Source organism: Bacillus sp. TH50 (genome assembly GCF_016650565.1).
Classification (GTDB): Bacteria; Bacillota; Bacilli; order Bacillales; family Bacillaceae_G; genus Bacillus_A; species Bacillus_A mycoides.
Genome location: NZ_JAEKFM010000003.1, coordinates 2,671,174 through 2,684,379, shown reverse-complemented (window position 1 = coordinate 2,684,379; position 13,206 = coordinate 2,671,174). Strand labels below are relative to the sequence as shown.

Below are 13,206 nucleotides of genomic sequence, written 5' to 3'. Positions count from 1 at the left end.
GGAACAGCCTTTTCTAATTATATAGAGTGCTACAATATCGCCTAGTTTAATTTTTTACAGGCTGATTTTTAATGAAGAAGTCCATTATATAAAATACTTCGTCATCTGGGATTTGTATTTCAAATGTATTTTCAATAGGTTGCAATGCTTTTTTCACTTTCATATACATCCAGTACTCATCTTGTCTTCGTTTCTCTTTATCAGGATGAGGGAGGAGACTTTCACCTTTTTGAAGACGGTCAACCATGCAGCTCATATGCAAAATCACACCCATTAAACTGTCGGGAGTTAGCTGTAAAGAAATCAATTCTTGAATTGTATTTAATGCATAACGAATTGTTTTAATAAGTAATGCTCCATCGTTACGCTGCATTTGTTGTTCAAGAATATCAGCCATTTTTGCATATGTTTCTTCATACGTAATCAATTCTTGAATTGGTTGAATAGCTGTGTAGTTCACAATGTCTTGGAAATGATATGTTAAGCAAGGTATTTGCATATCGAAATTCGTGACGATACAAATGATATTACGCTCTTTTTTTATGTTCTCGATCATTTTCGTTAAATCTTTTTCATGAACGATGCTAATTGGAATAATTTCAATTAAGTCTTTATCAAAGCGTAAATAGTTCTCTAACATTTTTTGAATTGCTAAAGCACTTCCTTCGCCGGTTAAACAAGCTGTTAAAATCACGGATTTCATTGGCGATAGTGGCTTTTTCTTTTCTTCCTGTACGTTTAAATAGAACGGCGTTAAGTTCTTCACTGTTTCGTATAGTGCATCTAATGAATAGCCAAGCTGAGCTTTTCGAGCTGCTTCTAGTGCGTGTGGTGTACTCGTCATGGAAAGAACACGTACAGGGATTTTGAATTCAGTTTCTAATATATCACCAATATAAGCGAGAGATCCCATATCAACAAGTAAAAGAAGCCCGTTTACATTTTGAAGTGTTTTCATATACACTTTAACACGCTCTAAGAAGTCTTTTGGTGATTCATGCAAGGGCATATCGATACCAGTTACTTCATCAATACCGAGAAGTTCGTTTGCAACGTTTGCCATTTCTGTTGCGATACCATTACCGTGTGCTAATATTAATACTTTTACTTCTGTTTGTGAGGCAGGAATTGGATCAACAACGAAGAACATTGTTAAAAAGCCAGCTTCATCAATAGGTATTGTTATTTGTAATTCTTCTTCTAATAGCTGAATACATTGCATTGCTACGGAAAAAGCTTCTTTATATTTCGTACGAATTTGATTTAATTGTGGATGGTGAATTTGTTTCCCGCCCTGTAAACGTTGTAGAGTTGTCTGTACATGTAAACTTAAAGCGAGAAATACTTTTTCATCGAAAGTTTTAGATAAATATTTTTCAGCTAGTTCCGCAATTTTTTCACATACGGAAACGATATTACGATCCACAATTTTAAAAACATTTTCATGACTTGTTTTTTTAGATATTTGGTTAAAGTATTGGACGAAAAAGCTTTGAATATCATTTTCTATTAGTAATTCTAATTCTTCCTCTTCAATGCCGCGTGCTTGAAGTTCTTCATATTTATAATCAATATAATCGTAAATAGAAGAGCGACTTCCTTCGGGTTTTATTGTATGTTTACTCCAACCTTCATCACCTGTAAATACAAATGTTTCATTTGGTATTTGATATAGATGACGGCTCTTTCTTTCAATAAATAATCCTTCTTTCATATACCAAGGTAAATCTGTACTTGAAACACAGACAGAATCACGTTTTTTTGTTACAAAATCAGAATAAGCCTTCGCACAGGCAATTTGTACGTCCGTTTTCAATTGACCGATGTTATTTGGACAATTGTAAAAGACGAAAGCACGCATTGTATTTGGACTAACATGAATCTCTTTCCTTAGACGAATTGCTTCATTTGTGAAAAATAGTTGTAGTAAAGCAAACCGTTCTTTATGTGTTCGCTCACGAAGTGGTGGAAGCGTAACGGTCATCGGAATACGTCTTGTAAATGTTTTTAATAAAAATGAATTTGGTTCTTCGGTTGTTGCAGTAATAATCAACACTCGTGCCTTACGTTCATTTTCCGTTTCTCCAAGGCGGCGGTATACTCCGCGATCAATAAATGTGAAGAGCATCTCTTGTCCTTCTGGAGGAAGGCGATGTACTTCATCTAAGAAGAGGATTCCTTCATGTGCTTTTTCAATTAACCCTTTTTGATCACTGGCACCTGTGTAAGCTCCTTTTTTTATCCCAAATAACTGTCCAAGTAGTAGTTGTGGATTGTTTGCATAATCAGCACAGTTAAAGACGATAAAAGGTGCATCTTTTGGAAGTTGTTCCACTTCAATTGCGTATTCGTGCATTAAAGAAGCGAACATCGATTTTCCGACACCTGTTTCTCCAAGTAGTAAAGTATGCATACCGTTTGGAGGATAGAGAATAGAAGCTTTTGCTTTTTCAATTGCAATTTTTAGGCTTGTATTTTCAATAGCAAATGTATCTAATGAAGTGCCCTTTGTTGAATGCGTTTCCAATGAAGTGTTCGTTTCTATATAAAAACGGACAGGGCGTGTACTCGTTTTTAATAAACGATTATCTTTCACAAGCTTGTTTAAATCGCTACTAACATTTGCACGGTCTAACTGTAGAAGTGTAGCGAGTTCTGATGCTGTTATACCTTCTGTATAATTCCCTTCTTGTATTGCGTTAAAAATGAGATCTATTCGTTTCATTTCTATTCACCTCGAAACTTCATCACTATTTAAAATTCTACACAAAAATGAGAAGTGTGGGAAGAGAAAAATAAAGTGAAACTTTAATCAGTGGGGTTTTTGTTCATTCCCACTGATTATTAGCCTTCACCAATCGGGCGTTAACGCGGGGTAAAACAGCTTTAGTACATAGGCACTAAAGCTGTTACAATCTTGTGTCTTTCCAAAAATTCACTTCGAGATGGGAAGATGGATTGTAGGGAAGTAGTTTATATCCTTGTGAGTGTAAATAATCAATTACTTTTGGGAGTATTTGCACTGTGACACTAGAATCATGCATTAAAATAACCTCTACTTGTTCATCGCTTTGATTTCGTACTCTTTCTAGTATTGCGGAAGGATTATCATAGCTTTTCCAGTCATATGTATCAATTGTCCAATCCCACATTTTATACTGGGCAGATACGAGTGCATCACGGTAATTCTTTTTTAAGTAAGGCATGCTACCGTATGGGACCCGAACGAGATGTGTATTTAAATGTGTAACTTGCTGGACAATGTTTTGGGTTTGCTCCATTTCTGCAATTAAAACAGATGGATCGCCAGTATAAAGACGTTTTACATCATGTGACATACTATGGAGACCGATATAATGTCCATCTTTAATCAATCGCTCCATCGTTTTTTTATAATGTGGCACCTTTCCGCCAATAACGAAGAAAGTTGCTTTTCCGTTCTTCTCTTTTAAAATATTTAAAATTTGTGGTGTGTATTTATTTGGTCCGTCATCAAATGTTAAGTACGCAATTTTTGTTGTAGGAGAGGTAGTTTGAGTACTTTGGTAATCTTTTACTTGAATGTCTGTAGTTGCTTTTGTATTCGATGATGCGTACATAGTAATAGTTAAAAATAAAATTATACATTGAAGTAATCGCTTGATCATAACATTCACCCTCAGTTTGACAATCAAGATGTAAAAATGAAAATTTGATACTTTTTTCGTTATACGTATATCTTTCTCCAAGAGAGGCACTCTCAAACAATCTATATTTTGGAAATAGGAAATAAGGAATAAAAAACAAAAAAATAGCATCCTCTTCCTTGGAAGAGGATGCTATTTGAATATTTCATAATAGTAAAGGCTATACTACAATTAGTCTTCGCGTTTTTTCACTTTTTTATAGAAGGAAATAATTGGTTTGTAACGTTCGTGTACAAGACCGATTACTTCAGCAATGATTTCTGTAAAGAAGATTAAAATGAAAAGAAGAATAATGGATAACCATAATGTTGCACTACTGAAAATAATTGCATTTACACTAAAGAAAATACCCAATGCGTAAATAATTAGTACCGTTTTACGATGAGAGAATCCCATTGCAAGCAAACGGTGATGTAAATGCGATTTATCAGGTGCTGAAATAGGCTTTTTATTTACGATACGGCGGATAATTGCAAATGTCGTATCAAATATAGGTACACCTAAAATAATGATTGGAACGATAAAACTGAATAACGTTACGCTTTTGTATAATCCAAGTAACGATATAACAGAAATACAGTATCCTAAAAATAGTGCTCCTGTATCTCCCATGAAAATTTTTGCTGGATGGAAGTTGTAGAATAAAAATCCAATTGTACTTGCTAATGTAATCAGTGCTAGAGGTAATATAATAGCTGCTCCAGTACCCCATGGGCTAGTGAAGGCCATATATGCTAGCGTTGCAAGTACGATAGATGAAATCCCTGCGGATAATCCATCTAATCCATCAATTAAGTTGATGGCATTTGTAATACCTACAATCCAAAATACAGTAATTGGATAAGCAAGCCATCCGAGTTCAGTATCTCCGAAAATTGGAATATATAATACTTGCACTAATAATCCACTTTTGACAATCATGATGGCAACTAATAGTTGTCCACCGAATTTTACCCTCGCAGATAGTTCGTACATATCATCTAAAATCCCGATGATAACAATGATGATAGCACCTAAAGTTATCGATAACATTCTTTGTTCGTACAATCCACCGACAACAAATCCTACGGCTACACCGATGAAAATTGCTAACCCGCCAAGACGAGGCATAATTTTTTGGTGTACTTTACGCGCATTTGGCTTGTCTGTTGCTCCTATTTTGAAAGCTAATTTAATAACTAAAGGAGTAACGACGAGTACAGTGATGAAAGATGCCAAAATGGCATAAATCACTTGTGAGTCCATTAATACCCCACCCTTTATAGTTTAACGTAATTTTTCTAATTGTATTTATCTGAAAATTATGATGTTTATTTACAGGCTCATAACATATGGTATCACAAAAAGATTAGAATTCAATCTTTTTTTCTTTTGGCTGTAAAGGGGAGTGAATAGAATATATGACAATTGGATATGGAATGTTGTGTCCTTAGAGAAGGTTGCTCTCATATTGTGGCTTGTAATGTGACATTGTACTTCCCTCTCATATAGCGATGACTTTTGTTTCAGTATTATAAGTGTTGCACGTAAAATTGAGTAAGTTCCGTGTTAAAATGTGGGAATTTACATTTTGTATATATTGCATCATTTAACTTTACAAAATCTTAAAAAATAATAAAAAAACAATTCATATAATAAAGAAGTAAAAGAGTTTTCTCATTTTTAGTGTGAGAGGGGGAAGCACAGGGAGAATTCTGTGTATTCGTATATTTTCTTATGTATATTCCTGTGCGAAAGGAAAATGAAAATTACGATAGTAGGTACCGGATATGTTGGATTGATTACAGGAGTAGGATTGGCGAGATTGGGACATTCAGTCAAATGTTTCGATATAAACAGTGGAAAAATTGAACGGATTAAACAAGGCGAGTTACCTATTTATGAATGTGGATTAAATGAATTAATAAATGAAGCATACGAGAATAATCATTTAACTTTTACAGCAAGTAAATCAGCGGCATTTAATGATGTAGAGTTTATATTTATTGCAGTTGGAACGCCATCTTTATTAGATGGAACAGCAGATTTAACGTATATTCGTAGCGCTTGTGATGATATTGGAACATATGTGAATAACGATATTATTGTTGTTACGAAAAGTACGGTTCCTGTAGGGACAAATGATGTAATGAGAGAATGGATTGAGGATAAACTACAAGGTAGACATGAATTATATATTGTATCGAATCCAGAGTTTTTAAGAGAAGGTTCTGGTATTTATGATTTTTTTCAGGGTGATCGTATCGTAATTGGAGCATGTAGTGAAGAAGCTGCAAGGAAAGTAGAGAATTTGTACAGTAAATTAAGCTTACAAACGTATATTACAGATATTCGAAGTGCTGAGATGATTAAATATGCATCTAATGCTTTTTTAGCTACGAAGATTAGTTTTATTAATGAAATTTCTAATATATGTGAGCAAGTGGGTGCAGATATAGTAGATGTAGCTACAGGGATGGGGATGGATAAGAGAATTGGTGCATCTTTTTTAAATGCAGGCATCGGATATGGAGGATCTTGTTTTCCAAAAGATACGAAAGCGCTTGTGCAAATTGCAGGGAATGTTTCTCATGATTTTCGCTTGTTGAAAGCAGTCATTGAAGTGAATAATAAACAACAGTTGTTGTTAGTTGAAAAAGCGAAGAAAATTATAGATATGAAGAAAAAGCAAATTGCGGTTCTTGGTGCAGCATTCAAACCGAATACTGACGATATTAGGGAAGCACCATCTCTTATTGTAATAGAAGAATTAATTAATATGGGTGCGGATGTGGTTTTATATGACCCACAAGCTATTCAAAATGTAAGAAGTTTATTTGGAAATACGATACGATACGCTGAGTGTATAGATGAATCGATTAGAGAGGCGCATGCAGTTTTTATCGTAACAGAATGGGAATCAATTCGAAATTATCCGCTAGAAAAGTATGCACAGCTTATGAGGGAACCTATTCTATTTGATGGGAGAAATTGTTATACTAATGAGGATGCCGAGAAGCATGGATTAAATTATTACTCAGTTGGGCGAAAAGACGTCTGTAATAGTAATGTTTCTCAGGCGCGTTAAAAAGTGTATTTTCACATGCATATTTTTATATGCGATAATAGAAGTTTTAACTAGTGAAAGAAAAGAGGCAATGAAATGACTGAACGTTTAAAAGTAATGACAATTTTCGGGACACGACCAGAAGCAATTAAAATGGCACCTCTTGTATTAGAGTTGCAAAAGCACCCAGAAAAGATTGAATCAATTGTGACTGTAACAGCACAACACCGTCAAATGTTAGATCAAGTATTAAATATCTTTGGAATTACGCCGGATTTCGATTTGAATATCATGAAAGATCGTCAAACGTTAATCGATATTACAACACGTGGTTTAGAAGGTTTAGATAAAGTAATGAAAGAAGCGAAGCCTGATATCGTACTTGTGCATGGTGATACAACGACGACATTTATTGCAAGCTTAGCTGCTTTTTATAATCAAATTCCAGTAGGACATGTTGAAGCAGGACTTCGTACATGGGATAAGTATTCTCCATATCCAGAAGAGATGAATCGCCAACTAACAGGTGTAATGGCGGATCTTCATTTCTCACCTACAACAAAATCAGCAACGAACTTACAAAAAGAAAATAAAGATGAGTCACGCATTTTCGTAACAGGAAATACAGCGATCGATGCACTGAAGACAACTGTAAAAGAAACTTATAGCCATTCGGTGTTAGAGAAACTTGGAAATGATCGTCTTGTACTTATGACAGCACACCGTCGTGAAAATTTAGGAGAACCAATGCGCAATATGTTCCGTGCAATTAAGCGTCTTGTTGATAAGCACGAAGATGTACAAGTTGTATACCCTGTTCATATGAATCCTGTTGTTCGCGAAATAGCGAATGATATTTTAGGCGAGCATAGCCGTATTCATTTAATTGAGCCGTTAGATGTAATTGATTTCCATAACGTTGCAGCTCGTTCATACTTAATGTTAACTGATTCTGGTGGTGTACAAGAGGAAGCACCATCACTAGGTGTGCCAGTCCTTGTCCTTCGTGATACGACGGAACGCCCAGAAGGTATCGAAGCAGGTACGCTGAAATTAGCAGGAACAGATGAAGAGACAATCTTTGGTCTTGCTGATGAGTTGTTATCTGATAAAGAAGCTCATGATAAGATGACGAAAGCATCTAACCCTTACGGCGATGGTCGTGCATCAGAGCGTATTGTAGAAGCGATTTTACAACACTTTAAGAAGTAACAACAATTGCGTGAAATAAAAAGAGCCAAATCTTATACGATTTGGCTCTTTTTTTATTCATGATTCCTCATAATCCACTCTGCATGAGCATTTGTAGAAGGGGGAGGAGGTGGTGTTTTGTTCTCACTCGGCTCCTTCTTTGCTTTTGCGCTGGAGTTAGAATTTGAATCGGAATTTGTATTCTCATTTTTCGTAGTCTCTGTTGGAACTTTTGCTTTTTCTCCTATTTCCTTTTCAATTTCGTTACGTGCAGTCTCTACACTGATTGGATCTGGAAGGAAGTAATAAATACCGCCAATTTTTCTGTCTTCTCCTTCAAGTTTTAACGTTTGTATTGTAGAAGGATCGAATCCAGAGATTTTATTGTAAAGAGCAAGTCCGTCTGAAATAGGAATATCGGTTTTTATATATTTTCCAACTACCTTTGTTAAATCTTTAATTTTAAATACGGTAGAAGCAGAGTTTAGCTTTTGGGCAACAGCAGCCAGTACTTGTCTTTGTCTAGCAGCTCGACCATAATCACCGTTAGGATCTTGCTTTCGCATACGGACGTATGCGAGTGCTTCTTCACCATTTAAGTTCTGTTGACCTTGTTTAAATTGGATTTTTTTATAGTAATCCACGTCAGAGCGTTCCCAGAAATCGAAGGGGACATCAACGGTAATACCGTCAACAGCATCAACGATACCTTTAAATCCTTGGAAATCAATTTTAATATAATGATCAACAGGAACTTTTAAAAACTCTTCGACGGTGTCGATTGCCATTTTTTCTCCACCGTAAGCATGGGCAGCGTTAATTTTGTCTTCTTTATTTTTGCCAACAATCTTAACACGAGAATCGCGTGGGATACTCATAAGTGAAACCTTTTTTGAGTTTGGATTAACTGTCGCGAACATGAGTGAATCTGTTCGGCCGTTTTGACCATCTGTTGCGTAATCCTCAATACCCATAATTAGTATTGTGAAAGGTTTTTTTGTGATTTCCACATCTTCTGCTCGTAATTTAGATTTTTCACGGCTAAATCCACTGTACATCCCCATGAGAGAAGTGTAGGAATTTAACATATAAAGTCCTACGCTACCAAATAAAAATGCGAAAATAAGAAAGAAGAAAAGTTTTCTTCTACGTTTCTTTTTTATTCTGCTATTTTGGAGATGATTATAACGTTCTTCCATATATAATCTCCTTAGTTCATTTGTAGGGAATTAATTCACTACATTAATCTTTAAAGGCGAGACGTTAGCTATTCTTAGACAACGCCTTGTTCTAAGTACAACATATCTCCTTCTTTAATTGTACACTTCCCGTTTGTTAATTCAATCATCCAATCTGTGAATGGTTGTCTTTTGTCCTCTTCTACATACGCATCAAATGTGACATTTTCTAGATAATGTATATCTTTAATAGCATATTCTGAATTGCGTAATTCATTTTCAACTTTGCCAAGTAAAGTGTAATCAATTTCTGTTTGCATAACGCGCATTAGTTTTCGTTCAACAACGCCTACATGGTTAAGACCTTCACTTGTACATTTTCCATATGCGCGAATTAATCCGCCAGCACCAAGTTTAATGCCGCCAAAATAGCGCGTAACGACGACGACAGTATCTTTTAGACCTCGTTTTTTTAATACCTCTAACATAGGCACACCAGCTGTGCCGCTCGGTTCACCGTCATCGTTCGCTTTTTGAATTTGATCTTGTTCGCCGATTAAATATGCGGAACAATTATGTGTTGCATTCCAATGCTGTTTTTTTATTTTTTGTATAAATGTTTGAGCTTCCTCTTCCGTTGTGGCGCGATTCACATAGCAAATGAATCTTGATTTTTGAATCACAATTTCGTGCTCTCCATAGCCTTTTATTGTTAAATATTGTAATAACAATGGTATACGCCCCTATCTTTCAAAATAACTAGTACTTTACATTTTAAAAGCGAGCGTTTTTATATTCAAACATTTTTTACAAATATGTTGAAATTTTTGGTGAGTATTTTATCCCGCATTAACGGGCAACCTCAAAATTCAGCTGGAGCAAAGAAGTTAGGTGGGAGCCCTGCTGCCCGTAAAAGCCCGATTGGTGAAGGCTAATAATCAGTGGGGGATGAACAAAACCCCCACTGATTAAAGTTTCACTTTATCTTTTTGTTGTAATTTGTCGAGCGAGTGATTGTAGTTTCTAGCCGGCATTTTTATGTATGGATGCACCTTTTCTAGTTTTCGTGTAAAATTAGGGGATAAAAATTTTTTATAAGGCAGGTACGAAAATGAAAACAGCTATTGTTACCGATAGTACAGCATATATACCGAAGCATATTCGTGACGAACTCAATATATATATGATTCCATTAAACGTTGTGTTTGGAACGGAATCTTATCAAGAAGAGGCTGAAGTTTCAGCAAATGATTTTTATATAAAGGTACGTGAACAAGAAGAACTTCCGAAAACTTCGCAACCAGCAATTGGAAAGTTTTTAGAGTTATATGAAGAGTTATCTAAAGAATATGATGCAGTTATTAGCATTCACCTTTCCAGTGGAATTAGTGGTACATATCAAACAGCAACGGCAGCTGGACAGATGGTAGATGGTATTGATGTATATACGTACGACTCTGAAATTAGTTGTGAAGTACAAGGGTTTTACGTGCGTGAAGGGGCGAAATTAGTAAGTGAAGGGAAAGCCCCAGAAGAGATTATTGCTCGCTTTGATGAAATGAAGCAAACGATGGATGCTTATTTTGTAGTGGATGATTTACATCATTTACAACGTGGGGGAAGATTAAATAGTGCACAAGCTTTCATTGGTAGTTTGTTACAAGTAAAACCAGTATTATACTTTAGAGATAAAGTAATTATTCCATTCGAAAAAATTCGTACGCGTAAAAAAGCGTTAAAGCGTATCGTTGAAATCTTTGATGAGCAGGCAAATAAAGGTGTGCCTATGGAAGCTGTTATTATTCATGCGAATCGTGAAGAGGAAGCTAATGAATGGAAACAAGAATTAGAAGAGATATACCCTCATGTTACAATTCGTACGAGTTATTTCGGAGCTGTAATTGGGACGCATTTAGGTGAAGGTGCGCTTGGTTTAGGTTGGTATACGAAGTGATAAAGATATAAAAGCTCTCTTACTTGAAGAGGGTTTTTTTACGGGTATTTTACGGGTATTTGACAAGTTAATATTTGGAAATGGTAAAATGTATGTAAAATTAAATAATGAGGAAAGTTTTATTACTTACTTTTTACAAGAAACTATATTATAATAGAAGAGAGGTGAAACATATGGAGCATAATTCTTGTTTATGTCCAAAGTTTGAGTCAGCTTTTACAATGCTTAGTAAGAAATGGACTGGCTTAATTATTAAATCTTTGCTCGAAGAGCCGAAACGTTTCAGAGAAATCGCAGATATTATACCGAATATGAGCGATCGTATGTTGTCAGAACGTTTAAAGGAATTAGAAGGCGAAGGTATTGTAGTTCGTAATGTTTATCCAGAAGTACCAGTTAGAATCGAGTACGGTGTAACTGATAAAGGGAAAGCGTTGGAAAGTGTTATGGATGAGGTCCAAAATTGGGCTGAAAAATGGATGAAGTAACGTTTCTATTTCATTCATATTGGAGTATTTTCAAAACGTAAGGGGTTCCCTTACGTTTTTTTTCAATCCTATAAAAAACGGTGTAAGGCTCCTGAAATTCTACATATATATACAAATTTAGATATACTTTGCTATAGAGATAAATGTAATATTACATTTATTTTACAAAACCGTAACATTAGCAAAAAAACTCCCGAATTATGGTATAAATTTTAATAGGTTATATACGGAAAATGAAAAAAAGAAAGCGGTGTAAAAAATAAAATGAAAAAGCTAAAAATGGCATCTTGCGCATTAGTTGCAGGGTTAATGTTTTCAGGGCTAACACCAAATGTATTTGCAGAAGATAAAATTTCTGACGTGAAATCACAAATTAACACACAAAATGATACTTTACATAAACAACAACAAGAACGTGATGAATTACAAAAACAAATGAATGACTTAAACAAAACAATCCAAGGTTTGGATAAGTCTGTTCAAGAGAACGCTTCAAAACTTGATGAAACAACAAAAAAAGTTTCTGATACTGAGCAATTAATCGAAAATAAAAATAAAGATATTGCAGAACTACAAACAAAGATTGCAAAACGTGAAGAGTTATTAAGAAAACGTTTAGTTGCACTACAAGAACAGCCAAATACGAACATTGTAACAGAAGTTCTTGTAAACTCTAAAAACGTTGCAGATTTAGTTGATCGTTTAGCTTCTGTGTCTAAAATTATGGAATCTGACGAAGATATCATGAAAACACAACAAGAAGATCAAACGAACGTGAAAAAAGATGTTGAGACAGTAAAAGAAAAACAAAAAGAATTAAAAGAAGCACAAGCTCAAATTGAAACTGCTAAGAAAGAACTTGACGTTGAAAAAGAGAAAAAAGCAACAGCAGTAAACGATTTAAGCGGTAAAATGGATACAGTTGTAACTACAATGACAAGTACGGAAGGTCAATTGAAAGAGCTTGAACAACAGGCATTAAAATTACAACAAATCGCTGAAAAAGAAGCGCAAGAAAAAGCTGCACAAGAAGCTGCTGCTCAAAAACAAGCAGAGCAAGCTGCTAAAGAAGCACAAGCTCAACAAGCTCAACAAGCTGCACCAGCGCAAGCGCCTGCAGAACAAGCTGCTCCAGCAAACAATGCTGGACAAGCTCAAAAAGAAGAGCCTAAAAAAGAGACACCTAAACAAGAAGAGAAAAAGCCAGCACCACCAACTCCACCAACTCCACCAACTCCACCAACTCATGGTGTGATTGGTAAAGCACAACAATACTTAGGTTTACCATATGTTTGGGGGAGTGCATCTCCATCAAACGGTGGTTTTGACTGTAGTGGATTCATTTCTTACGTATTTGGTGTAGGTCGTCAAGACGTTGCAGGTTACTGGAACTCAGTTTCTAAAGTAAGTAGCCCACAACCTGGAGATTTAGTATTCTTCCAAGGTACTTATAAAGCAGGTCCATCTCACATCGGTATTTACGTTGGTAACGACCAAATGATTCATGCTGGTGATAAAGGGATTGCTTACTCTAGCTTAAGCAGTAGCTACAACCAAAAACATTTCTTAGGATACGGTAGATTCTAGGATTTATAATTGAATAAAAAACGTGTATAAAGTCGATAGCTTACTATTTTATAAGTAGGTTATCGGCTTTTTTGAG

General features: G+C 35.4%; 10 protein-coding genes. 5 read left to right on the top strand and 5 right to left on the bottom strand.

Features of this window, described 5'->3' with window-relative positions:
* Positions 1-46 precede the first annotated feature (46 nt).
* From JFU23_RS14085 to JFU23_RS14075, 3 genes are all read right to left on the bottom strand, one after another.
* The gene (locus JFU23_RS14085) at positions 47-2,725 is read right to left on the bottom strand and encodes a sigma-54-dependent transcriptional regulator (RefSeq protein WP_085312794.1); all 2,679 of its coding nucleotides are present in this window, start codon (positions 2,723-2,725) and stop codon (positions 47-49) included.
* Between the two features lie 184 nt (positions 2,726-2,909).
* Positions 2,910-3,647: a polysaccharide deacetylase family protein gene (locus JFU23_RS14080; protein ID WP_012261992.1), complete on the bottom strand. Its 738-nt coding sequence runs from the start codon at positions 3,645-3,647 to the stop codon at positions 2,910-2,912.
* Between the two features lie 210 nt (positions 3,648-3,857).
* Entirely contained in the window at positions 3,858-4,931 is a 1,074-nt protein-coding gene (locus JFU23_RS14075) for a glycosyltransferase family 4 protein (protein WP_012261991.1), read from the bottom strand.
* A gap of 451 nt (positions 4,932-5,382) precedes the next feature.
* Between JFU23_RS14075 and JFU23_RS14070 the strand changes: the two genes are divergently transcribed.
* Both JFU23_RS14070 and wecB read left to right on the top strand, forming a co-directional pair.
* Positions 5,383-6,753: a UDP-glucose dehydrogenase family protein gene (locus tag JFU23_RS14070; protein WP_201032122.1), complete on the top strand. Its 1,371-nt coding sequence runs from the start codon at positions 5,383-5,385 to the stop codon at positions 6,751-6,753.
* A gap of 75 nt (positions 6,754-6,828) precedes the next feature.
* Positions 6,829-7,944, top strand: coding sequence for a non-hydrolyzing UDP-N-acetylglucosamine 2-epimerase (gene wecB / locus JFU23_RS14065; RefSeq protein WP_002034751.1), 1,116 nt, complete (start codon positions 6,829-6,831; stop codon positions 7,942-7,944).
* 53 nt (positions 7,945-7,997) lie between these two features.
* On the opposite strand, the gene JFU23_RS14060 is transcribed toward wecB, so the two are convergent.
* Positions 7,998-9,122 carry an LCP family protein gene (locus tag JFU23_RS14060; protein ID WP_098635154.1) on the bottom strand — a complete coding sequence of 375 codons (1,125 nt, stop codon included), beginning with the start codon at positions 9,120-9,122 and terminating at the stop codon, positions 7,998-8,000.
* Between the two features lie 74 nt (positions 9,123-9,196).
* Positions 9,197-9,832, bottom strand: a complete 636-nt coding sequence (locus tag JFU23_RS14055; RefSeq protein ID WP_002143754.1) for a YigZ family protein — start codon at positions 9,830-9,832, stop codon at positions 9,197-9,199.
* A gap of 380 nt (positions 9,833-10,212) precedes the next feature.
* Here JFU23_RS14055 and JFU23_RS14050 point away from each other — a divergent pair, with 380 nt between their 5' ends.
* The 3 genes from JFU23_RS14050 (at position 10,213) to JFU23_RS14040 (ending at position 13,130) form a co-directional block, all read left to right on the top strand.
* A complete protein-coding gene (locus JFU23_RS14050) occupies positions 10,213-11,055 on the top strand; it encodes a DegV family protein (protein ID WP_002016143.1) in 843 nt (280 codons plus the stop codon).
* A 173-nt stretch (positions 11,056-11,228) separates the two neighbouring features.
* Positions 11,229-11,543, top strand: coding sequence for a winged helix-turn-helix transcriptional regulator (locus tag JFU23_RS14045; RefSeq protein WP_002089608.1), 315 nt, complete (start codon positions 11,229-11,231; stop codon positions 11,541-11,543).
* Between the two features lie 264 nt (positions 11,544-11,807).
* Positions 11,808-13,130, top strand: coding sequence for a C40 family peptidase (locus JFU23_RS14040; RefSeq protein WP_201032121.1), 1,323 nt, complete (start codon positions 11,808-11,810; stop codon positions 13,128-13,130).
* Positions 13,131-13,206: the final 76 nt, after the last annotated feature.